Below are 25,848 nucleotides of genomic sequence, written 5' to 3'. Positions count from 1 at the left end.
ACGGACTGACACGGTTCGACAAGTCCACGCCGCCGTTACTACGGTGGTCGGGTTTCGATCACGGGAGTCACGGTGAAGAGGTTCTGGATCGTCGCGGGGTGGGTCGGCACCTTCATCGCGATCGCCATCCTCGTCGCCCTCTCCGCGCCGCGCGATATCGGTATCGCAATCGACAAAGTCGTGCAGCTGGTGTTCGCCATCGCGGCGTTGGTCGTCTACGCGCGGGCACGCGACCGTTGGATGACGGCGGCGATGATCAGCCTGAGCGTCGGGTTGTCCGCGTGGATCTGGGGCCAGCAGATCATGGGCGTGCAACTGCCGTCGTCGACGATCGCGCCGATCGGCTTCACGATGGTGCCGGTGCTCTGCCTGGCCGCCGTGATCGCGAAGGCGCAGAAACGCCGTTCCGACGATCTGCTGCCGAACTACCGCAGCCGCACGGTCCTCGTGCTCGACGGACTGATCGTGATCGGGTCGCTGTTCGTGCTGACGTGGGTGTCGGCGCTGGAGTCGCTGACCCGTGCGTGGGCCACCGAGGGTCCCGGGTTCGCCACGGTCATCGCGCATCCCGCCGCGTACCTCGTGCTGCTCGTGGCGATCGTGGTGATGTCGTGGACGCATCAGGCCGTGCGTCAGTGGCCGATGCTTTTCGTCGCGCTTGCCGGTATCGCGCAGTCGTCGTCGGGCTGGGTGTTCGCCTTCTACATCGCCAAGGGCAACACGGCGATCCCGGCGGCCGCGGACATCGGTTTCATGCTGTGCCCGGCGTTCTTCCTGCTGAGCGCGCTGGCCCCGGTCCGCAACCTCGAACCCACGCCGGGCCGCATGCGCACGGCCGACCTGCTGCACCTGCTCGTGCCGTACCTGCCGCTCGCGATCACCGGCCTGTTCGTCAGCTGGAACACCGCGACGGGCGGCCGCCTCAACCCGGTCGAGATCTACGTCGGGCTTCTGGTCGTGTGTCTCGTGATCGTGCGTCAGCTGCTCACGATGATGGACAACGTACGGCTGATGGACCAGCTTCGCGTCTCTCGCGAGGAGCTACGGCACGAGGCGACGCACGACCCGTTGACCGGCGTCGCGAACCGCTCGCTCTTCCGCGAACGGCTGGAGCGCGCGCTCGCGGTTCGTGATCGCACGAAACCGTTGATCCTGCTGTTCATCGACGTGGACGGCTTCAAGGCGGTCAACGACAACAACGGGCACGCCGAGGGCGACATGGTTCTGCGCAACGTCGCCGCACGACTGGAGAACAACGTCCGGCCAGAGGACACGGTGGCGCGGCTCGGCGGTGACGAATTCGGGGTGCTGATCGACGGCGGTGACGCGGACGAGATCGGCGCGCGGCTGCTGGACGCGCTGGGGCATCCGCACGAGGTGCTCGGCCGGGTGCACCGGGTGCACGCCAGCATCGGTGTGGCGCAACGGTTCTCGTACGATCCCAAGATCACCGCCGACGACGTGCTCGGGGCCGCGGACGCCGCGATGTACACGGCGAAGCGGCTCGGCAAGGGCACGGTCGTCGTGCACGGTTCCCCGCTTCCGGAGATGACGTGACCCCAGAGCAGTTGATTTCCGCGTTGAACATGCAGGAGCTGCCCGTCGAGGGCGGGTACTTCGCGCAGACGCACCGGTCCGAAGAGGTGTCCGCGATCGCGTACCTGTTGCGCCGCCCGGACTTCTCCGGCATGCACGTGCTGAAGCACCTGGAGATCTACCACTTCCACGCCGGGTCGCCGTTGCGGATGCTGCTGCTGCACCCGGACGGCACGGTGACCGAGCTGGTGCTGAGCGAGTCGAACCCGCAGGTCGTGGTGCCGGCGGGCGTGTGGCAGGGCAGCACTCCGGCCGGTGACTGGTCGCTGGTCGGCACGGTCGTGGTGCCGCCGTACACCGACAACATCGTGGAGTTCGGGCACGCGGACGACCTGTGCGCGCGTTATCCCTCACACGCTGCCGTCATTCGACCGCTGTGCAGGTTCTAGCTCTCTAGGATCTTGGGAATGGCGCTTGTCCCGCTCAACGGCATCGAGCTGAACGTCCAGACCGAGGGTTCCGGTGACCTCGTCGTGCTCGTCATGGGCACCGGCAGTCCCGGCAGGGTCTGGCGCACCTACCAGGTGCCGGCGCTGGTCAAGGCCGGTTATCGCGTCGCGTACTTCGACAACCGCGGCATCAGGCCGTCGTCGGAGTACGCCGGGGGTTTCACGCTCGACGACATGGTCGCCGACACCGCCGCGCTGATCGAGCACCTGGGCGGCCCGGCGCACGTGATCGGCACGTCGCTGGGCGGGCGCATCACCCAGGAACTGGCGCTGGCGCACCCGTCGCTGGTGCGCAGCGCGGTGATGATGGCGACCGCCGGCCGGCCCGAACCGGTGCAGCAGGCGTGGTCGCAGGCGCTGTGCGACCTGCACGACAAGGGCGTCGAGATCCCGCCCGCGTTCTACGCGGTGGCGTCGGCGGTTCGGAACCTGTCGCAGGCGACGCTGGCCGACCCGGTGGTCGCCCGCGACTGGCTGCAGATGTACGAGTTCGCCGGGTCGTCGTTCGGCGCGGGCCACCGGATCCAGCTCGGCCTGGCCGAGTACGACACGCGCCTGGAGGCCTACCGGGCCATCGCGGTGCGGTCGCTGGTGATCGGGTTCGCCGACGACCTGGTGCTGCCGCCGCGGCTGTCGCGCGAGGTGGCGGACGCGATTCCCGGCGCTCGGTACGCCGAGGTCACGGACGCCGGGCACGTCGGGTACCTGGAGCGGCCGGACGAGGTGAACCGGCTGCTGGTCGAGTTCCTCGGTGGCGCGTGAACCCGCAGGAACACCCGGAACTCGACGCGTTCCTCTCCTCGCTGCGCCGTGGTGACCTGCTCTCCGGGACGGTCGCGGCGATCGAATCGTTCGGCGTGTTCGTGCGGCTCGACGACGGCCCGGTCCATCCGCACTTCGCGGGCGTCGGGTTCGTCACGGCTCCCGAACTGACCTGGCACCGCGTCGAGGCGCTGTCTGACGCCGTGCGGGTCGGGCAGCGCGTCACCGGCGAGTTCCTGCAGTACGACACGTGGAACATGGAGGCGCGGCTGTCGCTGAAGGCGTTACAGCCGAACCCTCATCTGGCGATCGCCGCCGGGCAGGAGTTCCGCGGCCGCGTGACCAAAGTGGTTCCGTTCGGCGTCTTCGTCCAGATCGCGGACGGCGTCGAGGGCCTGGTCCCCGATCCCGATCTCGCCCAGGTAGGCGACGCGGTCGACGTCGTCGTCACCGAGGTCGACCGCGAGCGGCATCGGATCGTCCTCAGCGGAGCGTGAACTCGTAGGTCTCGTCGACCATCCGCGCGAGGAACCGGTCGCGATCGAACTCCGGATCCTCGTCCATGCCCGGCGGCGGCACGTGCACGAAGCTGAAGTGGCCCGCCTTCGGCACGACCCGCAGGTCCACCTCGGCCGGAGCTGTCTTCAGCGCCTCCACTTCGGACGCCGGGACGAACGTGTCCAGCTCGCCGACGTAGGCGAGGATCGGCACCTTCACCGCGTCCAGCGCGCCGGGGGCCGCGAACCAGCCGGCGGGTGGCGTGTAGAGCACCAGGCGGCTGACGCGCGGATCCCTTGGCACGTCAAGGGGCTCGCGTTCCTCGCTCCACGGCGTCGCGCCCGCCAGGCACAGGCCCGCCCAGGCACCGATCGAGTGGCCGATCACGGCCACCTCGGCGTCCGGGGCGACGTCGCGCAGGGCCTCGACCAGGCCCAACGGCCGCGCCAGGTAGTCGTCCCAGGTCGCCTGCTGCGGGTGCAGGCGCGGGAAGGACGGTGCGATGACCTGGTGGCCCTGAGCGGTGAAGTGGTCCAGGAGCGGGCGGTGCCGTTCCGGGTCACCACCGCCTCCGACAGCGAAGAGCACGATCAACGAAGTACCCCCGTCAGCGATGCGCGGCCTGTCCGGTCGGCCGCAGCAGGATCTCGTTCACGTCCACAGTGGACGGTTGGGACACGGCGTAGAGAACAGCCCTGCCAACGTCTTCCGGTGCCAGCTTCGGGTCGTCCACCCGCGACGCCGGGATGGCGTCGGTGTCGACCAGGCCCGGCTGCACCACCGTCACCCTAACCCCGGTGGCCACCGCTTCGGCGCGGATCGCCTGCGCCAGGCCGGTGATCGCCCACTTCGTCGCCGAGTACAGGTTGCCCGGCCGCACCCCCCGGCCGGCGGCGGAACCGGTCATCACCAGGTGGCCGCCGGAGCGGATCAGCGCCGGCATGGCGGCACGCGCCGTGAACGCGGGCCCGCAGACGTTCGTGACGACCATGTCGGTCCACTCGGAAGGCTTCGCGCCGGCGTCGGTGACGAACGACGTGTCGACGGAAACTCCAGCGTTCGCGAATACAACGTCGATCCGGCCCCAGCGGGACTCCACTCGGGACATGAGATCCTGCACGGAATCCCAGGAAGAGACGTCGCATCGGGCGTCCCAGCCGCGATCCCCGACGGATTCTTCGGCGCTGCGGGAGGCCCTGACCACGCGGTATCCCGCCTGAGCTGCGAGAACGGCGGTCGCCGCCCCGATTCCGCGGGAAGCACCGGTCACCACGAAGACGTGTTCCATGATCCGGAACCCTAGTCAGGGAAACGTCAGGGGCGCCTGTTTTGATACCGCTCATGACTTTGAACCGCAGGTCCGTGTTCGGGCTGGGAACCGTCGCGGCCGCGACGGCCGTGCTCGGCTCCAACGGTGCAGCACAAGCCCAGGAAGACGCGGAGGTAGAGATCGAACGCTCCCCGGCGACAGCCGACCGGTCGCGCAAGCGCGTGGCCCAGATCTACCGGCGGCAGGCCCGCAAGGCGAAGGGCAGCTGGTCGTCGCTGATCACGGTCGCCGATCTCGACGGGACGACGAAGGCCGCCGTCGACGAGGACGCCGACAAGGTGGTCGAGGCCTACAGCGTCAACAAGATCGCGGTCGCGGTCGCCGTGCTGGACAAGGTGGACCGCGGGCTGATCAAGCTCGATCAGACGGTCACCGTGTCGTCCGCCATCGTCATCCAGGACACCGACGGCATCTTCGCGCTCGACGGCGCGTACCCGAGCGAGGTCACCGTCGGCCACGCGCTGGCGAACCTGCTGACCGTCTCGGACAACACCGCGGTTCGCCTGTGCGGCCTGGTCGTGCCTGCGCTGGAGCTCAACGAGATCCTGCGGTCCAAGGGCTTCGTGCACACCCAGGTCGTTCCGGTCGCGAACCCGAACCGGTTCTTCCTCGGCACCACGACCGCGCGTGAGACGCACACGTTGCTGCAGAAGCTGGTCGACGGTCAGCTGCTGTCCGCGGCGTCCACCGCGTACCTGCTGAACATCCTGCGTGCGACGGCGAGCTTCACCGACGGCGTGCGGCTCAACCTCACGACGAACGAGCGTCTGCGCGTCGCGACGAAGGCCGGTTGGTTCGAGGACGGCCGCAACGAGGCCGGGATCATGTTCAGCGCGGACAACCGGGCGATCCTGATCTACTCGATGTTCGCGTCGGGAACGTTCGCCGGTGACAAGGCCGTGAACGACGAGGACTTCAGCACCACGCACCCGGCCGTAGCGGCCCGCGCGGAGCTCGGACGGTCCATGTTCGACGCCGTCATCAAGATCACGACCGCGAAGCCGAAGCACAGTGCAAAGGTTTACAGGTTCGTCAACGGTGGCTGATTCCTGAGATTTATCTGAAATCTGGACCAAAGAGCACTGATTTTCGGATATACACGATCCAACGCCGGGGTCGGTCGTCGCCGCCGTCGACGACCGGCTTCCCCGCGTCGGTCAGAGCGCCGGTTCCACAATGTCGTGGTACCTGCGCGTCACCTCTTCGATCACCTCGTCGAAGTCCGCCGCCCAGATGGCCGCGTTGAAGATCTCCACTTCGACGTCCCGCGAATATCCGGTCGCCGCGACATGCCGTGTCAGTCGGTCCAGGTCGATGTCGCCGTCACCGGGATAACCGCGTCCGAGCAGCACATCGGCGGGCACGGGCGTGAGCCAGTCACACACCTGATACGACGCGATGTGCGGTCCCGCGCGCACGATCTGCGCGTCCAGATCGGGGTCCCACCACACGTGCAGCGCGTCCACGACGACGCCGACCGACTCGTGCTGTTCGGCGATGTCCAGTGCCTGTCCCAACGTCGACAGCACTCCGCGATCCGCGCAGAACACCGGATGCATCGGTTCCAGCGCCAGGATCACGCCCGCCTGCGCCGCGTGCACCGACAGTTCCGCGATGGCGTCCGCAACGCGCTGACGTGCGCCGATGAGGTCCTTGTCGGCCTGCACTCCCCCGACGACCATGACCAGCGTGTCGGTGCGCAACGCCGCCGCCTCGTCGATCGCGCGGAGGTTGTCGTCCAGCGCGCTTCGGTTGTCCACGGCCGTGAGGAACCCTCCGCGGCACAACGACGACACGCGCAGTCCGGCGTCCGCGACGAGTTTGGCGGTGCGTTCCAGGCCGTGGTCGGCGACGGGTTCGCGCCACAGTCCGATCGACTCGATGCCGTGCCGCGCACAGCCTTCGACGGCCTCGGCGACCGTCGCGCGTTTGATCGTGGCCTGGTTCAGCGAGAGGCGAGCCATTGGCTCCACCGCCGTTCCGCGAACTCCGGTTCGATCACGCCGGCGATCTCCGCGAGACGTTTCGCCTCGGCCAGGTGCTCGACGCTGCGCGCGGATTCCAGGCCGCCGAGGAGTTGGAATCGTTCCTGATGCCCGGCCAGCCAAGCAAGGAACACGACACCTGTTTTGTAGTAGTAAGTCGGCGCGCTGAACAGATGGCGGGACAACGGAACCGTCGGCGCCATGATCCGGTGGAACTCGTCGGTGTCGCCCTCCGCCAGCTTGGCCAGCGCACGAGCGGCCACCGGGGCGATCGGGTCGAAGATGCCGAGCAGAGCGTGGCTGTAGCCCTCCTCGTCGCCCGCGATCAGGTCCGGGTAGTTGAAGTCGTCGCCGGTGTAGCAGCGGACGTTCCCCGGCAGCGCGCGCCGCAGCCCGATCTCGTGGTCCGCGTCGAGCAGCGAGACCTTCACACCGTCGATCTTGTCCGGCCGCGAGTGGATGATCTCCAGGAAGTTCCGGGTGGCCTGCGGGATCTCGCCCGCGCCCCAGTACCCCTCCAGCAACGGGTCGAACGCGGTGCCGAGCCAGTGCAGGATCACCGGTTCGCTGACGCGGTCGAGCAACGTGCCGTAGACCTTCTCGTAGTCCTCGGGACCACGGGCCGCCGCCGCGAGCTGACGGGAGCACATCAGCACGGGCTGCGCGCCGGCCTCCTGGACGATGTCGAGCTGTTCCAGGTAGGCGTTCAGCACGTCGTCGAGGCCGGGCTCACCGGTGAGGTGGTCGGTCGCGACGCCCGCGCAGATCCGTCCCGCCTTCTCGGCGGCGCTGCGGCGGATGAGCTCGGCGGCCGTCGGCCAGTCCAGGCCCATGCCGCGTTGCGCGGTGTCCATGGCTTCCGCGACACCGAAGCCGTGCGACCACAGGTGGTGCCGGAACGCGAGAGTCGCGTCCCAGTCCACCGTGCGTTCGTCCTCAGCCACAACGTGTGCGGCGGCGAACACGATCCGATCACCTTGCTTCTGGCTAGACATCCGCGATCTCCACTCGGCGACCCTCCGAAGAGGACTGGAGACCGGCGGCGGCCAGCGCGACGCCCCGTGCCCCGGCGCGGAAGTCGTGCGGGAACGGCGTGCCGTCGTAGACGTGCCGCAGGAACTCCGCCCACTGCACCTTGAAGCCGTTGTCGAACTCCTCGTTGTCCGGCACCTGCTGCCACTGCTCGCGGAACGGGTGCGTGACCGGCAGATCCGGGTTCCAGACGGGTTTCGGCGTGACGGCGCGGGTCTGCGCGAAGCACTCGCGCAGACCCGCGACCGCACTCCCCTCGGTGCCGTCCACTTGGAACTCGACGAGCTCGTCGCGGCGCACGCGCACGCACCAGGACGAGTTGATCTGGGCGATGACGCCGTTCTCGATCTCGAAGATCCCGTACGCGGCGTCGTCCGCGGTCGCCTCGTAGGCGTTGTTCTGCTCGTCCCAGCGGGTTGGAATGTGCGTGACGGCCTTCGCCGTGACGGCCTCTACCCGGCCGAACAGGTCGTGCAGCAGGTAGCTCCAGTGGCAGAACATGTCGGAGACGATGCCGCCACCGTCCTCCGCCCGGTAGTTCCAGCTCGGGCGCTGCGCGGGCTGCCAGTCGCCCTCGAAGACCCAGTAGCCGAACTCGCCGCGCACGCTGAGGATCCGGCCGAAGAAGCCGCCGTCGATCAGCCGCTTGAGCTTGCGGATGCCCGGCAGGTACAGCTTGTCCGCCACCACGCCGTGCTTCAGGCCCAGCGAGTCGGCCAGGCGCCCGAGCTCCAGCGCCTGCTCGACCGTGTCCGAGACCGGCTTCTCGGTGTAGACGTGCTTGCCGGCCCGCAGCGCCTTCGTGATCGACTCGACGTGCCTCGACGTGACCTGCGAGTCGAAGTAGATCTCCACGGACGGGTCCGCGAGCGCTCCGTCGAGGTCCGTCGTCCAGTGCGCGAGGTCGTGCCGCTCGGCGATCTCCTTGAGCTTGTCGGCGTTGCGGCCCACGAGGACCGGTTCCACCTTCAGCACGGTCCCGTCCTGCAACCGCACGCCCTCGTCGCGCAACGGCAGCAGTGAACGGACCAGATGCTGGCGGTATCCCATCCGCCCCGTGACGCCGTTGACCGCCACGCCAATGGTCCTGACCGCCATCGCACCTCCCTGGTAGCAGCGCTGGAAAGCGCTTTCCCGCCACGCTAATCGCGGTCCTTCACGGCCGTCAACCTCCTCGCGAGTTAGTCTCAGCGCTCACATGCACGTTGACGGAGGTGGTCGTGTCCGCCCGACAGGTGACGCTCGCCGAGGTGGCGAAGCAGGCGGGTGTGTCGCTGGCGACCGCTTCTCGCGTGCTCAACGGCAGCACGCGGCAGGTGAGCGAGGATCTGAGCGAGCGGGTCCTGCGCACCGCGGAGGAGCTCGGCTACGTGCCGAACGCGTCCGCGCAGGCGCTGGCCCGCAACTCCAGCTCGCTGGTCGGGCTGGTGGTCCACGACATCACCGACCCGTACTTCTCGTGCATCGCGGCGGGGGTGACGAAGGTGGCCGAGGCCGCCGGGCTCTCCGTCGTCCTCGGCACGACCGGGCGCCGTCCCGAGCGTGAGGCGGAGCTGCTTTCTACTCTGCGTGCGCATCGGGCCCGTGCGGTGGTGCTCGCCGGTTCCCGCACCACGGACCGTGCGGCGCAGTCGCGGCTCGCGGCCGAGATCGACGCGTTCACCGAGCAGGGCGGGCGTGTCGCGTGCGTGTCGCAGGCGAAGCTCGGCACCGACACAGTCGTTCCCGGCAACCGTGCGGGTGGCCGGGCCCTGGCCCGTGCGCTGGCCGAACTCGGGCACAAGAAGTTCGCCGTATTGGGTGGACCTTCCGAACTCGTGGTGGCCCGCGACCGGCTCGCCGGGTTCAAGGCGGGGCTCGCGGACGCCGGGATCGCGCCGCCCGCGGTGATCAACGGGGCCTTCACCCGGGATGGCGGGTATGCCGCCGCGATGGAGCTGCTGGCGTCGAAATCGCGCTCCACCTGCGTGTTCGCCGTGACGGACGTCATGGCGATGGGGGCCATGGCCGCGCTGCGCGAACGTGGCGTGCGCATCCCGGAGGACATCTCGATCGCCGGGTTCGACGACATCCCGACGCTGCGCGACACGGTTCCGGCGCTGTCCACCGTGCGACTGCCGCTGGAGGAGATGGGCGAGATCGCCGCAGGTCTCGTGCTGGACGCCGGGGGTGACGAGGCCCGCACCGTCCGGGTGGCGGGTGAGGTGGTGCTCAGGGCGTCGACTGCCCACAATTAGACTCGTCTGGCTGTTCACGTACTTAGTCATGAGGAGTTGAGCCGTCCCCATGGGGTCTGGCCCCGGCTGGCATACCAACCCGGTCCCTTGTTCCTGCAGTTCAGGAGCGCGTAGGTGACCGGAATACTTCTGAGCGTGCTCGGTCTGGTCGCCGTCGTGGCGCTGACCGCGGGCACCTTCATCGCGGTGGCGGCGGAGTTCTCGCTGACCGCGCTGGAACGAAGCACCGTCGAACGCCATGTCGCCGAGGTCGGCGACGCCAAGGCGCGGACCATCGACCGTGCGCATCGCACTCTCTCGTTCCAGCTCTCCGGCGCACAGCTCGCCATCACGCTGACCACGCTGATCACCGGTTACATCGCGGAGCCCGCGATCGCGAACCTGATCGAGCCCGGCCTCACCGCGGTGGGCGCGTCCGAACCCGTGGCCGACTGGTTGTCGCTGGCCCTCGCGCTGGCGATCGCCACGGCGTTGTCGATGGTGTTCGGCGAGCTCGTGCCCAAGAACCTGGCGATCGCGAAACCGCTGGAGACCGCGCGGGGCGTGGTCAGCATCCAGGCCGGCTTCTCCACGGTCTTCCGCTGGTTGATCAACTGGATGAACAACTCGGCGAACTGGCTGGTCCGGCGCCTGGGCGTCGAGCCGGTCGAGGAGCTGGCGTCCGCGCGGTCGCCCGAGGAGCTCGGCGCGCTGGTGCGCAGTTCGGCCGAGCACGGCACGCTGGACCAGGGCACCGCGGTGCTGCTGGACCGGTCGCTGCGCTTCGGCGACCGGACGGCCGGCGAGCTGATGACGCCGCGCGTGCGGGTCGAGGCGTTGCGCGCCGACGCGACGGTCGCGGATCTCGTGCTGAAGGCGCGGGAGACCGGCTTCTCGCGGTTCCCGGTGCACCACGGCTCGTTGGACGAGGTGAGCGGGATCGTGCACGTGAAGCAGGCCTTCGCCGTGCCTTCCGCGTTGCGGGTGTCCACTCCCCTGTCTGCGTTGACCCGGCCCGTGTACTCGGTGCCGGAGACGCTCGAAGGCGACGCGCTGCTGGACCGGTTGCGGGCGTCCGGGCTGCAGACCGCGCTGGTCGTCGACGAGTACGGCGGCACGGCCGGGCTGGTGACGCTGGAGGACGTGGTCGAGGAGATCGTCGGCGACGTGCGCGACGAACACGACCGGGGCGAGGCGGCGCCGGTGCGTTCGCTGGGCAAGGACAGCTGGATCGTGTCCGGCCTGCTGCGCGACGACGAGGTGGAAGAGGCGACCGGGTTCACGATGCCCGAGGGTGACTACGAGACGCTGGCCGGCCTGGTGCTGGCGCGGCTCGGGCGGATTCCGGACGTCGGCGACGAGATTCGCGTCGACGGGTGGAGGGTGACCGTCATGAGGATGGACAAGCACCGCGTGGCCGAGCTACGAGTGGTGGCGTCCTCATGAACTTCCTCGTCATCGCTTTGCTGCTGGCCGGTAACGCCTTCTTCGTCGGCGCCGAGTTCGCGGTGATCACCGCGCGCCGGGACCGGCTGGAAGCGTTGGCGGACAAGGGTTCTTCCCGGGCCCGTACCGCGATCAAGGCGTCGCAGCAGCTGCCGTTGCTGATCGCGGGCGCGCAGCTGGGCATCACGTTGTGCTCGCTGGGGCTGGGCGCGATCGCCGAGCCCGCGCTGGCTTCTGTGCTGGAGGGGCCCCTCGGCGCCGTCGGGTTGCCGTTGCCTGTGGTGCACGGTGTGGCGTTCGCGGTGGCGTTGGTCATCGTCGTCGCGCTGCACACGATCCTCGGCGAGATGGTGCCGAAGAACCTCGCGATCGCCGGTCCCGAACGGGCCGCGGTGTGGCTGGTTCCGGTGCACTACGGGTTCTCGCGGATGATCGCGCCGGTGTTGGCGCTGTTCAACGCCGTGGGCCGGTGGGTGCTGCGCCGGTTCGACGTGGAGCCGGTCGACGAGTTGGAGTCGGCCTACACGCCGGACGAACTGGCGTTGCTGATCGGTCAGTCCCGGTCGGAGGGGCTGCTGGAGGACTCGGAGCACCGGCGGCTGGCGCAGACGTTGTCGTCCGCCGCGCGCACGGTCGCCGATGTCCTGGTGCCGCTGGAGAAGCTGACGACGGTGTCGGCCACGCCCACCGTGGGCGAGATCGAGAACGTGGTCGCCACGACCGGGTTCTCGCGCTTCCCCGTGCTCGCCGACAACCGGTTGATCGGATACCTGCACGTCAAGGACGTGCTGGACCTGGAGGGCGCGGAGACCTCGGTGCCGCGTGATCGTGTGCGCGGGTTGCCGGAGGTGCCCGTCGAGGCCCGTCTGGACGAGGCGCTGGCCGCGTTGCGCCGGGCGCAGTCCCACCTCGCGCGCGCGGTGGCCGCTGACGGCACGGTGATCGGTGTCGTGGCGTTGGAGGACCTGGTGGAGGAGTACGTGGGCACCGTGCGCGACGGCACCCACGTGCGCTGGGTCTAGGTGCTTTGGGCTGTGCGGATTTCCAGCATCGTGCAGCCCTCGTCCGTCCGATAGGGACCGTGGGGCATTCCGGGGCGGCGGCTCGCGAAGTCGCCGGCCCGGAACGTCTCGCCCAGCGTCAGGTCGGTGAGGTCGCCTTCCAGCAGGTAGACCTCCTCGTGGTAGTCGTGGCGGATCACGCCCTGGGTCTCCAGGCCCGGTTCCCAGCGCGCGATTCTGGTGAGGGTCGAGGTGTCCGGGTCGCGGCTCAGGACGCGTTCGGTGACGCCCGGATCGGCCGGGCGCCAGTCGATCGCCCCGACCGGGAAGAACTCGTGTTCCTCGCGCATCACAGCCTCCGGTTCGCCAGCACGGGCAGCTTCGCGCGGACCTCGTCGACGAGGTGGGTGTCCACATCGGACAGGATCGTGCCGGGGGCTCCTTCGAGTCGCTCGCGCACGGAGCCGATCGGGTCGATCGCGGCGCTGCGGCCGATTCCCGTGGGGGCGGAACCGTGGTCGGCGGCAGGGTCTGCCTGGCCGCACGCGAGGATCCAGGAGGTCGCGTCCAGGGCACGGGCGCGGACCAGGAGGTCCCACTGGTCGGCCTTGCCGGGGCCCGCTCCCCAGGAGGCGCCGAGCAGGATGACGGGCGCGGTGGCGGCGAGCGCGCGGAAGAGTTCGGGGAACCTGACGTCGTAGCAGGTGGCGAGGCCGATCGTGGTGCCGTCGACCTCGAACGTCACCGGCTTCTCGCCGGGGGTGACGGTGTCGGACTCGCGGAAGCCGAACGCGTCGAACAGGTGGATCTTGTCGTAGCCGAGGTGCAGGCCGGCTCCGGTGACGAGCGTGGTGTTGGTGACCCTGTCGCCCTCGCCGGGCGTGAACATCCCGGCGACCACGACGACGTTGTGCTCATCGGCGATCTCGCGGACCGCCGTCGCCCACGGGCCGCCGAGGGGTTCGGCGATCGGCTTGAGCGGCACGCCGAAACGGCACTGAGTGGCTTCCGGGAACTGCACGACGCGTGCGCCGTTCGCAGCGGCGGCGGCCACTTCGTCGCGGACGGTGGCAAGGTTCTCCTGCGGATCAGCGGTGGAGCTGATCTGGCAGAGCGCGAAGCGCATGATCCTCCTCTGGTATACATGTTGTATGCAGGGTGCGGCCAAAGAGAGTGACAGCTTGTCTGGCAGAGAAAAGGCCTACGAGTTCCTCAAGGACACGATCCTCGCCGACCCTGAGATGCAGGGGCGGTTCATCAGCGAGCAGGACGTCGCCAACCAGATCGGCGTCTCCCGCACGCCGATCCGCGAGGCCCTGCTGCTGCTCGCGGCCGAAGACCTCGTCCAGCTCATGCCGAAGAAGGGTGCGTACGTCGCGCCGTTGTCCTCGCGGCAGATCAGCGAGTTGATGGAGCTGCGCGGCATCGTCGAGCGGTACGCCGCCGAGCGCACGATGTCCGAGGGCACCGTTCCGTTGCGGCAGATGCAGGAGCTCGTCGAGCAGCAGCGGTTCCTGGTCGAGGACGCCCGGCAGTTCATCGACGTCGACAGGCAGTTCCACGCGCTTCTGGTGGCGGCGACGGGCAACGACCTGTTGACGAAGACCTACGAGGGATTGCGCGCACGGCAGGTGCGCGCGGGTGTCGTCGCGTTGTACCGGGCGCACGGCAGGCAGCAGGCCGTCATCGACGAGCACAACGAGATCGTGGCCGCGCTCGAGTCCGGAGACGTCGGCGCGGCCACCGCGGCGATCACCGCTCACTTGGACACCACGCTGAAGGTGCTGCTCAACGGCTGAATCTCGTCCTCCGGCTGAGGATCGCGGCCGAGCCAGAGCCCTGCCAGCGTCACCACGCACGCCACCGAGACGTAGAGACCGACGATCACCCACGTGCCGAACCCGGCCAACAGAGCGGTGAAGAGCAACGGGGCGATGGCGCCGCCGATCACGCCGGCCAGGGTGTAGGCGAGCGAGCTTCCGGTGTAGCGCAGGCGTTCGGTGAACTGCTCGGCGATGAACGCGGCCTGCGGCCCGTACATGAACGCGTGGAAGGCCAAGCCCACCACGACGCCGAGCACGATCAGCGGCCACGACTTCGTGTCGATCAGCGGGAACAGCACGAACGGCCAGACCGCGCCGCACACCGCGGCCGCCGCGTAGAGGCCGCGCCGGTTGACCCGGTCGGACAGCCAGCCGGCGAACGGCATCAGGAACAGCTGGAAGCCCGAGGCGATCAGCACGGCGACGAGGCCGACGTTGCGCGGCAGCTTCAGCTGGGTCGTGAGGTAGGTCAGCACGAACACGGTGTGCAGTGCGTACAGCACGTCCGGGCCGACGCGGCACAGCACGGCGGCGACCAGCGGCCGGGTCTGCGTGCGGAACACCTCGCTGATCGGCGCGGTCGGGCGGTCGCCGCGTGCCTCGATCGCCTTGAAGACCGGGGTCTCCTCCAGCTTCACCCGGATCCACAGGCCGAAGATCACGAGCACCGCGGACAGCAGGAACGCCACGCGCCAGCCCCACGACATGAACGCCTCTTCCGACAGCGCGACACCGAGGAGCGCGAGCACGCCGTTCGCCATCAGGTTGCCGGCGGGAGGACCGATCTGGGCGGCCGACGCCCAGAAGCCGCGTTGCTCCGGGTTGCCGTACTCGCTGGACAGCAGCACCGCGCCGCCCCACTCGCCGCCGAGACCGACGCCCTGCGCGAACCGCAGCAGCACCAGCAGCACACCGGCGGCGGGACCGATCGCGGCGTGCGTCGGCAGCAGGCCGATGAGCAGCGTCGCGATACCGGTGATCAGCAACGTCGTGACGAGCACGCGTTTGCGGCCGATCTTGTCGCCGAGCCGGCCGAACAGGAATCCGCCCAGCGGCCGGGACAGGTAGCCGACGGCGTACGTCGAGAACGCGAGCAGCGTCGCGGTCAGCGGTTCGGAGCTCGGGAAGAACAACGGGCCGAGCACGACGGCCGCGGCGACGTTGTAGATCGCGAAGTCGTACCACTCCAGGGCGGTACCGGAGAGCGAGGCCACGAAGGCGCGCACCAGGGCCGAACGAGGCACGTCCTGTGGTGTGCCCGCATTTGATGTGGCTGTCGTTGCTGAATCAGGCGGCATGGCGTAATACTGCCTGTATACAACTCGTATGCGCAAGGAGTACTGGATGTCCACCGCTTGTACGCTGAAGTTCGATCTTCCTGACGGCACCGTCGCCGAGGTCGCCGTGACGACCTTGCTGAACGGCGGATACGCAGGTCGCAGCCAGGACGACGTCGCCGCTCACGTGCGCGAACTCGCCGAACTGGGCGTGCCGGCGCCGTCCGTGACGCCGAGCCTCTACCCCGTGTCGCCGTACCTCGCGCAGCAGACCTCGACGGTTCCCGCGCAGCACGGCAAGACGTCCGGCGAGGCCGAGTGGGCGTTGATCGTCACTGATTCAGATGTGCTGCTGACGGTCGCATGCGATCACACGGATCGCGCGCTGGAGGTGCACGGCGTCGCGTGGAGCAAGAACGCCGGACCCGACGTGCTGGGCAGCAAGGCGTGGCGGTTGTCCGATGTCGCGGACCGGGTCGACGAGATCGAGCTGACCGCGTGGGCGGACGGCGTGGAGATCCAGCGCGGCACCCTCGCCGAACTGCTGACCCCTCAGTACTGGGTGGAGCGGTTGCGCGAACTGGACCTGCTCGAGCCGGGCACCGTGCTGCTGTCCGGCACGATCCCGATGCACCACGGCGTGGACCAGTTCGCGGAGAAGTGGCGGGTCGAGCTGCGCGACCCGGCGACCGGTGATGTCCTCGACTGCGACTACGAGGTCACCAGGCTGCCCGAGCCCATCGGCTGAACCGGTATGTGCCCCGGCGATCGTGTCGATCCGGATGCCGGCGTGTTCGACGTACCTGTGAAGGAACACGACACAGGGAGGCACAAGATGGGCAAGGTCTACACGGGCGCCAGCACCTCGATCGACGGTTATGTCTCTGGCCCGGACTTCTCCGGCTTCGACAAGCTGTTCGCCTGGTACGAGGCCGGTGACGTGGCGTTCACGGTCCCGACCGGCGCCATGACCGTCCACCTCACGCCGGCCAGCGCCGCCTACTTCGGCGGGCTGATCCAGGCGACCGGCGCGTTGGTGGTCGGGCGCAAGCTCTACGACTTCACGAATGGCTGGGGTGGCCGGCACCCGATGGGCGTGCACACCGTCGTGCTCACCCATCGGCCGTTGGAGGACACCGAGCACTTCACGTTCGTCACCGGCGGCATCGAGGAGGCCGTCGCGGTGGCGCAGAAGCACGCGGGCGAGAAGGTCGTCGGCCTGAACTCCGGCGAGATCGCGCGGCAGGCCATCGACGCGGGCCTGGTGGACGAGATCTTCCTCGACCTCGTGCCGGTGATCCTCGGCGGAGGCACGCCGTTCTTCGCGCCCGGCAAGGGATACGAGCTGGACGGACCGATCTCGGTCGTTGAGAGCACCTCGGTCACGCACCTGCGCTACAAAGTCAAGTATGGGGTGGATGCGTAAGGCGGCGCTGCTGCCGCTGGTCTTCGTGGCGGCGTGCGCGGGTCAGGACCCGCGGGCGGAGGCGGAACAACTCGTGAAGCCACCGCAACTGGGGCCGGTGCGGGCCGCGTTGCCCGGTGCGGCCGCGCCGACGCTCGCCGCGAACGACGCCCTGACGTGGCTCGAACGCGGGGCCGAAGCGACCGAGGACGCCTGCGGCATGCAGGCGGAGGACAGCAAGGGCTTCTTCCCCCACCAGTCGTGGAGGGTGAGCTGCGACTGGCAGACGACCCGGTACTACGGCTTCGACGGCGACTTCGCGGAGCGCACGCAGGCGGTCAACGACGCGCTCGTCGCCGCCGGTTGGCCGAAGTCGGACGAAGCCCTGTCCGCGGCGATCCGCTTCTTCCGGCAGACGCACAAACCCGATTACGACGTGTCGCACGTGCCACCCGTCGTGTACGGCAGGTACATCGGCGACCAGTCGTGGACGGTGAGGCTGAGCTGGGCCGAGGCCGGCAAGGTGCCGCCGGGGTTCAGCGCCACGCGGACGTCTGGGGAGCCCCTGCACCGCGAGGCCGCGGAAGTCGACCGCGAGCAGGTCTACCGCGACCTCACGAGCAGGCATCAGTTCGTGCTCGTCCTCTCGGTGAGCGCCCGCTACTTCGAGCGCACGATCGAGGACTAGGGAACGATCTCCAGCTGCGCCATCATGCCGATCCACGAGTGTTCGAGGAAGTGGCAGTGGTAGACGTAGCGGCCGGTGTAGCCGGTGAACGTCGCCTGCACCTTCACCGTCTCCCCCGCCGTGATCGGGATGGTGTCCTTGAGGCCCGCGTCGCTCGGGTGGGGCGGGCCGCCGTTGCGTTCCAGCACGCGGAACTGCACGAGGTGCAGGTGGAAGTTGTGCTTCACACCGGCCGGGTCGGAGCTCTTGATGAGCCAGGTCTCGGTGGCGCCGCGTTTGATGGTGAAGTCGACGCGGTCCATGTCGAAGACCTTGCCGTTGATCACGCCGTCCGGGCGGTCGTTGGGCTTGAAGACGTAGAAAAGGTCGACCTCGCGGTCCACTGTGGACAGCGGCAGCGCGGGCAGCGGGCGCAGGTCGGCCGGGACGCGGCTGGAGTCGGACGCTCGGCGGACCACGTCGAAGCGGAGGATCTCACCGCCCACGGAGTCGGTCAGCGTCACCTTCGAGCCCACCGGGTACTTCGAGAAGTCGATGACGACGTCGGCGCGTTCGGCCGAGGAGAGGAGCAGTTCCTCCGCCTCCACGGAGTTGGCGTACAGACCGCCGTCGGAGCCGATGCGGGTGAACTTGTCGCCGGTCAGCCTGAGGTGGAAGATCCGCTGGTTGGCCGTGTTGATCAGGCGGAAGCGGTACTTGCGGGCGGCGACCTCGAAGTAGGGCTGGGGCGCGCCGTTGGCGAGGACCGTGGTGCGCTTGCTCGGGTCGTCGAAGACCACGATGTTGCCGCTGTCGTCGAACTGGATGTCGCGCAGCATGATCGGGACGTCGTAGGCGCCGGAGGGGAGGTTCAGGCCCCGTTCGGAGTCGTCCTCGATCACGTAGGCGCCGTGCAGTCCTAAGTAGACGTGCGCGGCCTCGGTGCCGTGGCTGTGGTCGTGGTACCAGAGGGTCGCGCCCTGTTGGGCGTTCGGGTAGAGGTAGAGGCGGGTGCGGCCGGGATCGATGAGGTCCTTCGGGTGGCCGTCGTGCTCGGGTGGCACGTGGCCGCCGTGCAGGTGGACGTTCGCGGCCTCGTCCATCTTGTTCTGGAACATGATCAGGGTCTTGCGGCCCGTCTTCGCCTTGATCGTCGGGCCGATGAACTGACCGCCGAAGCCCATGACCGGCGACTGCAGGCCGGGCAGGATCTCGGCGGTCGTGCGTTCGATCGAGAGCTGGTAGATCTCCTGCTTCGAGGTGGAGACCAGCGGCTTGAGCACCGGCGGGACGGGCATCGGGCGTGTCCACGGGACTATTTCCGGTCTGGTGCCCGAAAAAGTCTTCGACTCCTGGAACGCCACCGGCTCGTGCGCGGCGTGCGTCGTGCTCTCGTGCCCCTCGGCCGGCGCGAGCAGCTTCGGCACCCCGAACACTCCCGCCGCGATTCCGCCCGCGGCGAGCACACCTCGTCTGTTGAGCATCACTGTTCCCCTAAGCGCCCCAGGCGGATGCGATCAGGAGAACGCTCCCGCAGCGGTTGGATGCGGCGGAAACCTACGCCGGGCGATCGGGGGTAACACCTAGTTCCGAGTTGGGCTCACGTGTGCAGAGCCGACTGTCTCAAGAGGCCAGTGAGGCCTTCACCGCACGGGTGCCGTCGTCCGCGAGCACCTCGTCATCACCGTTCTGAATCGCTTGCAGTACTTGGGAAACGACATCCTCCGGCGCGACCTTGGGCCCCTCGACGTGCGCCGCCATGTCGGTGTCGATGTAGCCGACGTGCACACCGACCACACTGGTTCCCTGCTCCCGCAACGCATCCCGCGTGGACTTCGTGAACGACCACGCCGCCGCCTTGGACGCCGCGTAGCCACGAGCCGCCGGATAGCCGAGCCACGACAGGATGCTCAGCACGTTGACGAGAGTGCCGCCGCCATTGGCTTTCAGAATGGGCGCGAACGCGTCCGTCGTGCGGACGAGCCCGTAGAAGTTGACCTCGAATTCTGACTTGATGCTGTCAACTCCGTCGCCGGGACCGGTGACGCCGGCGTTGTTGATGACGATCGAGACGTCCCCGAGCTCCTTCGCCGCGGCCTCCACGGAAGCGTCGTCGGTCACGTCCAGCTGGACCGGGACGACGCCCTCGTCCACAACGGACGCCGGATTGCGCGCACCGCCGTAGACCTTCGCCCCGCGCTTCACGAGCTCCTGCGCGAACGCCCTGCCGAGCCCGCGGTTGGCTCCGGTCACCAGCACCGCCGCACCGTTGAAGTCCATGACCCCTACCTCCTAAGTTGGCTTTCCCAACTCACGTTAGCGAGGTAAGTTGGATTTGCCAACTCACTGATAGGATGGTCACATGGCCCCTCGAACCTGTTCCATCGCGAACGCGCTGGAGGTGGTGGGCGAGCGCTGGTCGCTGCTGGCGTTGCGCGAGGTCTTCCTCGGCAGCACCCGCTTCGACCAGATCGCCGCGAACACCGGCGCCTCCCGCGACGTGCTGACCGTGCGACTGAAGAAGCTGGTCGCGTCCGGCGTGCTGGAGAAGCACCAGTACTCCGAGCACCCGCCGCGGCACGAATATCTGCTCACGGACACGGGCCGTGCACTGCACAACGTGATGCTCGTGCTCAAGGAGTGGGGCGACACCTACGTGACCGAGGGCCCCCTCCCCCTCGTGTGGGAGCACTCGTGCGGCGCCGTGCTGGAGCCACGCGTCGTGTGCGCGGCGTGCGGCGAGGAGGCGACGCCGGAGTCGCTCACTCGTGCGGCGGAGCTGACCCACTAAGTTGGGTGGCATGAGTGAGGACGACGAGGACGAGTTCGCCGAGGACGACGACTTCGAGGACGAGGAAGACCCGGACGACCTCTTCGCCGTCACGCCTGAGCCGCGCACGGTCTGTCACCTGTGCGGGGGTGCGAGCTACATCGCCGCGCCGACGCTCGCGATCATCGGTGGCGCGCCGCGGACCGTGGACAACGGGCGGGAGTGCCCGCACTGCGCCGGCGCGCGGACGTTCACCGGGCTCGTGCCGCCCCTCTAGGGCTTGACCGTGCGGTACCAGGCGAGGAACGCGTCGACCGGCACGCTGGCGATCTCGTCTCCGATGACGTCGAGGGCGAGGTCGGAGGAGCGTTTGAAGCGCACGCAGCTCTTGCCCATGTCGAGCTTCTTGCCGGTGGCCTCGTACCTGGAGCGGAACGACTCCTCGCCCTCGCCCGTCACCGTGGTCAGGTAGACGGAGTAGTGGCGTTTCTGGGCCGCCAGGGCGACGTAGCTGAGCGGCTGCTTGTTGTAGGTGGGGCCGCTCACCTCCATCGGCACGGACCAGGTGATCATCCCCCACATCATCGCCTCGACGTAGCCGCTGGGGAGGTTCGCGACAATCACTTCGCGCACGGTCTCGACCTCGGCACGCCGCTCATCAGGGAGTTCTGCGAGATACTGGTCGACCGTCGAGGCTTGGCTCTGCACCATGCGCGTACGGTAATCGCTCGTGAAGGTCCTGTCCCGAGCCCAATGGCACGAACTGCGCGATTCGCACGTCGCGCGCGTACGCCGGTTCACGGGGCCGCATCAGGAGCGGAAGCTTCGCAAAGAGAAGCACCCGGTGATGGACTTCCTCTTCACCTACTACAGCCATCGGCCCGTGCGGCTCGAACGGTGGCATCCAGGGCCCGGCGTCGTCCTGGAGGACGCGGCGGAGTACCTGGAGTTTCCGCACTACAAAGCCACCGAAGACGGCGTCACGCTCGACGTCGAGAGCTTCGTCGGGCAACGGGCCAAGACTCTGGAGTTCGTGCAAGCGTTGCTCACGGCGACGCTCAGCCGCCCTGCCCGGCTCGGTTGTTTCGGACTGCACGAGTGGGCGATGGTCTACCGGCAGCAGCCGGAGGAGATCCGGCACAACGCGTGGCCGTTGCGCCTGGGCAGTGACGGCACGGACGAGGTGGTCGAGGCGAGCCGGATCCAGTGCGGGCACTTCGACGCGTTCCGGTTCTTCACGCCACCCGCTCGGCCGCGTAACGCTCTGCAGCCCACTCGCGACGATCAGTTGCTGAACGAACAACCCGGGTGCCTGCACGCGAACATGGATCTGTTCAAGTGGGCCTATAAACTGGAACCCGCTACACCGTCAGATCTGGTCGCGGACTGCTTCGAACTGGCCGCTGACGTGCGCGAACTCGACATGCAGGCCTCCCCGTACGACCTGGCGGGACTCGGGTACGGGCCGGTGCGGATCGAGACGCCGGAGGGGCGTGCGGAGTACGCGCGGCGGCAGGCCGAGTTCGCTGAGCAGGCACGACCGTTGCGAGAACGGCTCATCTTCGTTTGCCAGTCGATACATGGAGTGACTTCACTTCGCTGACGAAGTTCACCTGTTAGCGTGATTGGCGGTCGTCGGGGGCCGCTGAGTAGTTGTGAGGGATCGATGTCTCGACACCGCACTCTGCGGGCGAAGGTGAAGCGCGGAATCGCCAAGTGGCCCGTGCTCATCGTCGTGCTCGTGGTGCTGCTTGGCCTCAGCTGGCTCGCACTGTCGTGGGCCGGCGGAGTGCTCGACAAGCGTTCGCAGGCCCTGGCCCAAAGCTGCAGCGAGGGTGACTCGGTGCTGCGCGTCTCCGTGACGCCAAGCGTTGCCGAGGCAGTCCGGGACGTCGCACGCGCATACAGCGCGACACGGCCCGTTGTGTACGACCACTGCATCGCGATCGAAGTGACTTCCGCGGACTCCTCCGCGGTGCTGGAAGGCCTGACGACGACCTGGGACGAGTCGAAGCTCGGCAAGCGGCCCCACGCGTGGCTGCCCGACTCGACGCTCTGGGCGAACCGGCTGACCGCGCTGAACGCGAAGCTGGTCGGCTCGGCGCCGAAGTCCGTCGGCACGTCACCGGTGCTGCTCGCGGCTCCTGAGGCCGCCGCGCCGGTGTTGAAGGACTTCCGCTGGTCGGACATGCCCGGGGTGACGGACTGGAGCAAGTACGGCCAGTCCTGGGGCCGGTTCAGCGTCGCGATGCCCGACCCGGCGGCGAACACGGCGTCCGCGCTCGCGATCCAGTCGGCACTGGCCGGTGGCGTGGGTCCCGTCACGCCTGAGTCGCTCGGCTCGGACGCCTCGAAGTCCGCGCTGACGAAGCTCGCGGCCACCGTGCCGCCGGAGGTGCCGCCGACGACGCGCGACGCCTTGCGGCGCCTGGGTGACAGCGCGACGGTCAACGCCGCCGGCTTCTCCGCCACGCCGGTGTTCGAAGTGGACCTGTTCAAGCACAACACGGGCAAGGAAGCCCCGTCGAAGCCCCTGGTCGGTGTGCTGCCGGCAGGACCGGCCCCGGTGGCCGACTTCCCGTACGTGGCGCTGGGCGGCACCGAGGTCGGCGAGGCGGAAGTGCGTGCGGCGCAGGCGTTCCGCGACTTCATGACCGAACCGGGCCAGCAGGCCATCCTGGCGCGCGGCGGGTTGCGCGTCGAGTCCACTCAGGACCGCCCGTCGCCCTCGCCGGGCGTGTCCTGGTCCCCCGTCACGGAGAACCTCGTCGCCGCCGACGCGACGACCACGCAGCAGATCTCCTCTGCCTGGGCGTCGGCGGACCGCGGCGGGCAGGTCGTCACGGTGCTGACGGACGTGTCCACGTCGATGAAACCCCGGCTGGACAAGGTGAAGGCGGCCCTGCGCGGCCAGATCGACCGATCCGTGTCGGGCTCGTTCGGGCTGTGGGAGTTCGCCCGCGACCTCGACGGTTCGAAACCGCACAAGCAACTGGTCGCGACCGGGCCCGTCACCGACAAGCGCGACGCGTTGCGCAGGTCGATCGACGCGCTCAAGACCGCGGAGGGCTCACAGCTCTACAGCGCGCTCGCGGCCTGCTACGAGACCGCGCACGACGGGTTCGTGGCCGGGCGGGTCAACCGGGTCGTGGTGATCACCGACGGCACCTCGGACGGCGGGATCGACCTGGCGGCGCTGAAGTCGCAGCTGCACGGAACGGACCTGCCGGTCAGCTTCATCGCGATCGGCGGCGACGTCGACAAGGCGGCGCTGACGGACATCGCGCAGACGACCGGCGGGTCGGTGTCGGTGGTGGAGAACGTGGACGGCGTGGAGGCGGCGCTCGGTCAGGTGCTGTCGACGAAGGCCTGACCGAGCGCGGCTCGCGCCTAGGCGGCGTTGAAGCGGTCGGGGTCCGGGCCGGTGCGGGTGCCGTTGTCGAGCTCGGTGATCACGAGCATGTCGTCCTGGGCCAGCTCGAAGTCGAAGATGTCGATGTTCTCCTTGATCCGGTAGGGCGTGACGGACTTCGGGATCACGACGATGCCGAGCTGGACGTGCCAGCGCAGCACGATCTGGGCCGGCGTCTTGCCGTACTTCTCGGCCAGGCCGACGATGTCGGGCTCGCGCAGCAACGCGCCCTGCCCGAGCGGCGACCACGCCTCGGTGACGATGCGGTGCGTCACGTGCACCTTGCGCATCTCTTCCTGTTGCAGCAACGGATGCAGCTCGATCTGGTTCACCGCCGGAGTGGTCGGGAACTCGTCGAACAGCCGCTGCAGGTGCGCGGTGTGGAAGTTGGACACGCCGATCGCGCGTACGCGGCCGTCGGCGTAGAGCCGTTCCAGCGCACGCCACGTCTCGGCGTACAGGTCGCGTTTGGGCGTCGGCCAGTGGATGAGGTAGAGGTCGAGCACGTCGCGGCGCAGGCGCCGCATGCTCTCGTCGAAGGCGCGCAGCGTGGAGTCGTGGCCCTGGTCGGCGTTCCACAGCTTGGTCGTGATGAACAGGTCGGGGACGCCGGCGATGGCGTCGCCGACACCGGACTCGTTTCCGTAGGCGGCAGCGGTGTCGATGCTGCGGTAGCCGGCCTCGATGGCGGTCGTGACCGCGCCGGCCACCTGCTGCTCCGGCACCTGGTAGACGCCGAAGCCGAGTTGAGGGATCCGTACTCCGTTGTTCAACGCAATCAGCGGAACCATGCGGGTAGCTTCGCATCGTTGTAGACGTCCTGCATCGCCTTGATTGTTTCGACGAGTTCTCGTCTTACTTCGTTTGGCGCCAAGACTTCCACGTCCGCACCGAATTTGAGCAGGTCAGCGAAGACGTGCCGGTGCGACTCCGTGGGGAAGCCGAACTCCTCACCAGGTTCCGGTGCGGCGTCTCGAATGACGCGGGCCTGGTAGCCGCTGAGCAGGTACTGGGACTTGTCGAGTCCGGCACGCGTCATGCGGACCGTGACGCGTTCGCCGTACATGCGGGCCTCGAACTCCAGCGACCACTCCGCCCAGTACTGCGCGAGGTCGAACTCTCCAGGACGTTCGAACGAGTCCTGTGTGGCCTGAAGGGACAGCACGCGCGAGACGCGGTAGGTGCGGCCGCTGCCGACGAAGTACCAGGTGCCCGCCTTCAGCACGAGTCCGTACGGGTCGACCTCGCGTTCGACGGTCTGGTTGCCCCAACGCTGGTAGGTCATCCGCACGCGCCGTTGCTCCCACACTGCGTCCGCGATCGTGGCGAGGTGCTCGGTCGGTTCGTCGCCGCGGAACCACGTCGGGGTGTCGAGGTGGAACCGCTGCCGGATCTGGTCGGCCCGGTCGCGCAGTTCGGTCGGCAGCGCGGCGAGGAGCTTGAGCTGGGCGGCGGCCGCGAACTCCCCCAGCCCCAGCGCCTCGGCGGGTCCGGGCAGCCCGGCGAGGAACAGCGACTGCGCCTCGTCGGTCGTCAGGCCGGTCAGCCGGGTGCGGTAGCCGTCGACCAGCTGGTAACCGCCGGCCGGACCCCGGTCGGCGTAGATCGGGATGCCGGAAGCCGAGAGGGCCTCGACGTCGCGGTAGATCGTGCGCGGCGAGACCTCCAGTTCGGACGCCAGCTCGTCGGCCGTCATCCGGCCCCGGGACTGCAGGAGCAGGAGGACCTGGAGGAGCCTGCCGGATTTCATTCCTCAAACCTGACACGATCTGTCAGGAATAGCCAGCAGAGTGGTCCGCATGAAGGCAACCGGAACCATCGAAGTGAAGAGCTGGGACGAGAAGACCTGGGACGGCCGGTCCTACAAGGAGGTCGAGGGACGCAAGCTGACCGAGGCGCACGTCCAGTTCGGCTACACGGGCGACGTCAGCGGCGTCGGCAGCTGCCGGTACCTCATGTACTACGGCGACGACGTGGCGTGGACGACCGCGCTGGAGGAGATCGTGGCCGACGAGGGCACGCTGGTGCTGCGGCACGTCGGCGCGTACCGGTCCTCTGTGGAGGCCGTCATCGAGATCGTCGACGGCACCGGGAAGTACCTGAACGCGCGAGGTGCGGTGACGGTGGACTGGGCGGAGGATGGCAACGGCACCTACACCCTGGAGTACGAGGTCTGACG

General features: G+C 68.4%; 30 protein-coding genes. 17 read left to right on the top strand and 13 right to left on the bottom strand.

The window, feature by feature from the left end; genetic code table 11:
- Positions 1-72: 72 nt before the first annotated feature.
- From SK854_RS31980 to SK854_RS31965, 4 genes are read left to right on the top strand one after another with little or no spacing between them, the layout of a single operon-like run.
- A complete protein-coding gene (locus SK854_RS31980; RefSeq protein ID WP_319978848.1) occupies positions 73-1,557 on the top strand; it encodes a GGDEF domain-containing protein in 1,485 nt (494 codons plus the stop codon).
- On the top strand, positions 1,554-1,985 hold the full coding sequence (locus SK854_RS31975) for a cupin domain-containing protein (RefSeq protein ID WP_319978847.1): 432 nt from the start codon (positions 1,554-1,556) through the stop codon (positions 1,983-1,985). The genes SK854_RS31980 and SK854_RS31975 overlap by 4 nt, the downstream gene beginning before the upstream one ends.
- 18 nt (positions 1,986-2,003) lie before the next feature.
- Positions 2,004-2,807 (top strand): alpha/beta fold hydrolase, encoded by an 804-nt coding sequence (locus SK854_RS31970; RefSeq protein WP_319978846.1) that lies wholly within the window; start codon positions 2,004-2,006, stop codon positions 2,805-2,807.
- Positions 2,804-3,304, top strand: a complete 501-nt coding sequence (locus SK854_RS31965) for a S1 RNA-binding domain-containing protein (RefSeq protein WP_319978845.1) — start codon at positions 2,804-2,806, stop codon at positions 3,302-3,304. The genes SK854_RS31970 and SK854_RS31965 overlap by 4 nt, the downstream gene beginning before the upstream one ends.
- Here SK854_RS31965 and SK854_RS31960 read toward each other — a convergent pair.
- Both SK854_RS31960 and SK854_RS31955 read right to left on the bottom strand, forming a co-directional pair.
- The gene (locus SK854_RS31960) at positions 3,291-3,893 is read right to left on the bottom strand and encodes an alpha/beta hydrolase family protein (protein WP_319978844.1); all 603 of its coding nucleotides are present in this window, start codon (positions 3,891-3,893) and stop codon (positions 3,291-3,293) included. The two genes, SK854_RS31965 and SK854_RS31960, sit on opposite strands and share 14 nt — an antisense overlap.
- Before the next feature lie 19 nt (positions 3,894-3,912).
- The gene (locus SK854_RS31955; RefSeq protein WP_319979252.1) at positions 3,913-4,596 is read right to left on the bottom strand and encodes an SDR family oxidoreductase; all 684 of its coding nucleotides are present in this window, start codon (positions 4,594-4,596) and stop codon (positions 3,913-3,915) included.
- Between the two features lie 50 nt (positions 4,597-4,646).
- Between SK854_RS31955 and SK854_RS31950 the strand changes: the two genes are divergently transcribed.
- Complete coding sequence (locus tag SK854_RS31950; protein ID WP_319978843.1) at positions 4,647-5,681, top strand: serine hydrolase; 1,035 nt, start codon at positions 4,647-4,649, stop codon at positions 5,679-5,681.
- 111 nt (positions 5,682-5,792) lie between these two features.
- On the opposite strand, the gene SK854_RS31945 is transcribed toward SK854_RS31950, so the two are convergent.
- Genes SK854_RS31945 through SK854_RS31935 form a run of 3 tightly spaced genes read right to left on the bottom strand, consistent with a single transcriptional unit; the run spans position 5,793 to position 8,750 of the window.
- Positions 5,793-6,599 (bottom strand): sugar phosphate isomerase/epimerase family protein, encoded by an 807-nt coding sequence (locus tag SK854_RS31945; RefSeq protein ID WP_319978842.1) that lies wholly within the window; start codon positions 6,597-6,599, stop codon positions 5,793-5,795.
- Positions 6,581-7,615: a dihydrodipicolinate synthase family protein gene (locus SK854_RS31940; RefSeq protein WP_319978841.1), complete on the bottom strand. Its 1,035-nt coding sequence runs from the start codon at positions 7,613-7,615 to the stop codon at positions 6,581-6,583. The genes SK854_RS31945 and SK854_RS31940 overlap by 19 nt, the downstream gene beginning before the upstream one ends.
- Positions 7,608-8,750 (bottom strand): Gfo/Idh/MocA family protein, encoded by a 1,143-nt coding sequence (locus tag SK854_RS31935; RefSeq protein WP_319978840.1) that lies wholly within the window; start codon positions 8,748-8,750, stop codon positions 7,608-7,610. The genes SK854_RS31940 and SK854_RS31935 overlap by 8 nt, the downstream gene beginning before the upstream one ends.
- A 122-nt stretch (positions 8,751-8,872) precedes the next feature.
- On the opposite strand from SK854_RS31935, the gene SK854_RS31930 reads away from it, so the two are divergent.
- The 3 genes from SK854_RS31930 to SK854_RS31920 all read left to right on the top strand — a co-directional run bounded on the left by SK854_RS31930 (position 8,873) and on the right by SK854_RS31920 (position 12,336).
- On the top strand, positions 8,873-9,889 hold the full coding sequence (locus tag SK854_RS31930) for a LacI family DNA-binding transcriptional regulator (protein ID WP_319978839.1): 1,017 nt from the start codon (positions 8,873-8,875) through the stop codon (positions 9,887-9,889).
- 114 nt (positions 9,890-10,003) lie between these two features.
- Positions 10,004-11,314 carry a hemolysin family protein gene (locus SK854_RS31925; protein ID WP_319978838.1) on the top strand — a complete coding sequence of 437 codons (1,311 nt, stop codon included), beginning with the start codon at positions 10,004-10,006 and terminating at the stop codon, positions 11,312-11,314.
- Entirely contained in the window at positions 11,311-12,336 is a 1,026-nt protein-coding gene (locus SK854_RS31920; RefSeq protein ID WP_319978837.1) for a hemolysin family protein, read from the top strand. Before SK854_RS31925 ends, SK854_RS31920 begins: the two co-directional genes overlap by 4 nt.
- Here SK854_RS31920 and SK854_RS31915 read toward each other — a convergent pair.
- Together SK854_RS31915 and SK854_RS31910 are read right to left on the bottom strand one after the other, a co-directional pair.
- Positions 12,333-12,665, bottom strand: a complete 333-nt coding sequence (locus tag SK854_RS31915; RefSeq protein WP_319978836.1) for a cupin domain-containing protein — start codon at positions 12,663-12,665, stop codon at positions 12,333-12,335. The two genes, SK854_RS31920 and SK854_RS31915, sit on opposite strands and share 4 nt — an antisense overlap.
- Positions 12,665-13,441: a carbon-nitrogen hydrolase family protein gene (locus tag SK854_RS31910; protein ID WP_319978835.1), complete on the bottom strand. Its 777-nt coding sequence runs from the start codon at positions 13,439-13,441 to the stop codon at positions 12,665-12,667. Before SK854_RS31910 ends, SK854_RS31915 begins: the two co-directional genes overlap by 1 nt.
- A gap of 55 nt (positions 13,442-13,496) precedes the next feature.
- On the opposite strand from SK854_RS31910, the gene SK854_RS31905 reads away from it, so the two are divergent.
- On the top strand, positions 13,497-14,114 hold the full coding sequence (locus tag SK854_RS31905; protein WP_319978834.1) for a GntR family transcriptional regulator: 618 nt from the start codon (positions 13,497-13,499) through the stop codon (positions 14,112-14,114).
- Here SK854_RS31905 and SK854_RS31900 read toward each other — a convergent pair.
- Complete coding sequence (locus SK854_RS31900) at positions 14,075-15,436, bottom strand: MFS transporter (protein ID WP_319978833.1); 1,362 nt, start codon at positions 15,434-15,436, stop codon at positions 14,075-14,077. The two genes, SK854_RS31905 and SK854_RS31900, sit on opposite strands and share 40 nt — an antisense overlap.
- Positions 15,437-15,482: 46 nt before the next feature.
- On the opposite strand from SK854_RS31900, the gene SK854_RS31895 reads away from it, so the two are divergent.
- The 3 genes from SK854_RS31895 to SK854_RS31885 all read left to right on the top strand — a co-directional run bounded on the left by SK854_RS31895 (position 15,483) and on the right by SK854_RS31885 (position 17,508).
- Complete coding sequence (locus SK854_RS31895) at positions 15,483-16,163, top strand: DUF2848 domain-containing protein (RefSeq protein ID WP_319978832.1); 681 nt, start codon at positions 15,483-15,485, stop codon at positions 16,161-16,163.
- Positions 16,164-16,250: 87 nt separating this feature from the next.
- Positions 16,251-16,841: a dihydrofolate reductase family protein gene (locus SK854_RS31890; protein ID WP_319978831.1), complete on the top strand. Its 591-nt coding sequence runs from the start codon at positions 16,251-16,253 to the stop codon at positions 16,839-16,841.
- A complete protein-coding gene (locus SK854_RS31885; protein WP_319978830.1) occupies positions 16,825-17,508 on the top strand; it encodes a hypothetical protein in 684 nt (227 codons plus the stop codon). Before SK854_RS31890 ends, SK854_RS31885 begins: the two co-directional genes overlap by 17 nt.
- Here SK854_RS31885 and SK854_RS31880 read toward each other — a convergent pair.
- Together SK854_RS31880 and SK854_RS31875 are read right to left on the bottom strand one after the other, a co-directional pair.
- Positions 17,505-18,971, bottom strand: coding sequence for a multicopper oxidase family protein (locus SK854_RS31880; RefSeq protein ID WP_319978829.1), 1,467 nt, complete (start codon positions 18,969-18,971; stop codon positions 17,505-17,507). The genes SK854_RS31885 and SK854_RS31880 overlap by 4 nt on opposite strands.
- A 139-nt stretch (positions 18,972-19,110) precedes the next feature.
- Positions 19,111-19,767, bottom strand: a complete 657-nt coding sequence (locus tag SK854_RS31875) for an SDR family oxidoreductase (protein WP_319978828.1) — start codon at positions 19,765-19,767, stop codon at positions 19,111-19,113.
- A gap of 82 nt (positions 19,768-19,849) precedes the next feature.
- Between SK854_RS31875 and SK854_RS31870 the strand changes: the two genes are divergently transcribed.
- Both SK854_RS31870 and SK854_RS31865 read left to right on the top strand, forming a co-directional pair.
- Positions 19,850-20,278: a winged helix-turn-helix transcriptional regulator gene (locus tag SK854_RS31870; protein ID WP_319978827.1), complete on the top strand. Its 429-nt coding sequence runs from the start codon at positions 19,850-19,852 to the stop codon at positions 20,276-20,278.
- A 10-nt stretch (positions 20,279-20,288) separates the two neighbouring features.
- On the top strand, positions 20,289-20,534 hold the full coding sequence (locus SK854_RS31865; protein ID WP_093604692.1) for a hypothetical protein: 246 nt from the start codon (positions 20,289-20,291) through the stop codon (positions 20,532-20,534).
- Here the strand turns inward: SK854_RS31865 and SK854_RS31860 are convergent.
- Positions 20,531-20,968 carry an iron chaperone gene (locus SK854_RS31860; RefSeq protein ID WP_319978826.1) on the bottom strand — a complete coding sequence of 146 codons (438 nt, stop codon included), beginning with the start codon at positions 20,966-20,968 and terminating at the stop codon, positions 20,531-20,533. The two genes, SK854_RS31865 and SK854_RS31860, sit on opposite strands and share 4 nt — an antisense overlap.
- A 19-nt stretch (positions 20,969-20,987) precedes the next feature.
- On the opposite strand from SK854_RS31860, the gene SK854_RS31855 reads away from it, so the two are divergent.
- Positions 20,988-21,860, top strand: coding sequence for a 3-methyladenine DNA glycosylase (locus tag SK854_RS31855; protein WP_319978825.1), 873 nt, complete (start codon positions 20,988-20,990; stop codon positions 21,858-21,860).
- A 63-nt stretch (positions 21,861-21,923) separates the two neighbouring features.
- Positions 21,924-23,630 (top strand): substrate-binding domain-containing protein, encoded by a 1,707-nt coding sequence (locus tag SK854_RS31850; protein WP_319978824.1) that lies wholly within the window; start codon positions 21,924-21,926, stop codon positions 23,628-23,630.
- 17 nt (positions 23,631-23,647) lie between these two features.
- Here SK854_RS31850 and SK854_RS31845 read toward each other — a convergent pair whose 3' ends face one another.
- Positions 23,648-24,460: an aldo/keto reductase gene (locus tag SK854_RS31845; RefSeq protein ID WP_319978823.1), complete on the bottom strand. Its 813-nt coding sequence runs from the start codon at positions 24,458-24,460 to the stop codon at positions 23,648-23,650.
- Positions 24,448-25,419, bottom strand: a complete 972-nt coding sequence (locus tag SK854_RS31840) for a helix-turn-helix transcriptional regulator (protein WP_319978822.1) — start codon at positions 25,417-25,419, stop codon at positions 24,448-24,450. The genes SK854_RS31845 and SK854_RS31840 overlap by 13 nt, the downstream gene beginning before the upstream one ends.
- Before the next feature lie 49 nt (positions 25,420-25,468).
- Between SK854_RS31840 and SK854_RS31835 the strand changes: the two genes are divergently transcribed.
- The gene (locus SK854_RS31835) at positions 25,469-25,846 is read left to right on the top strand and encodes a DUF3224 domain-containing protein (RefSeq protein WP_319978821.1); all 378 of its coding nucleotides are present in this window, start codon (positions 25,469-25,471) and stop codon (positions 25,844-25,846) included.
- Positions 25,847-25,848: the final 2 nt, after the last annotated feature.

Origin of the sequence: Lentzea sokolovensis (assembly GCF_033949975.1) — a bacterium.
In the GTDB taxonomy this organism is placed as follows: domain Bacteria; phylum Actinomycetota; class Actinomycetes; order Mycobacteriales; family Pseudonocardiaceae; genus Lentzea; species Lentzea sokolovensis.
This window is presented reverse-complemented; position numbering and strand designations above follow the sequence as displayed.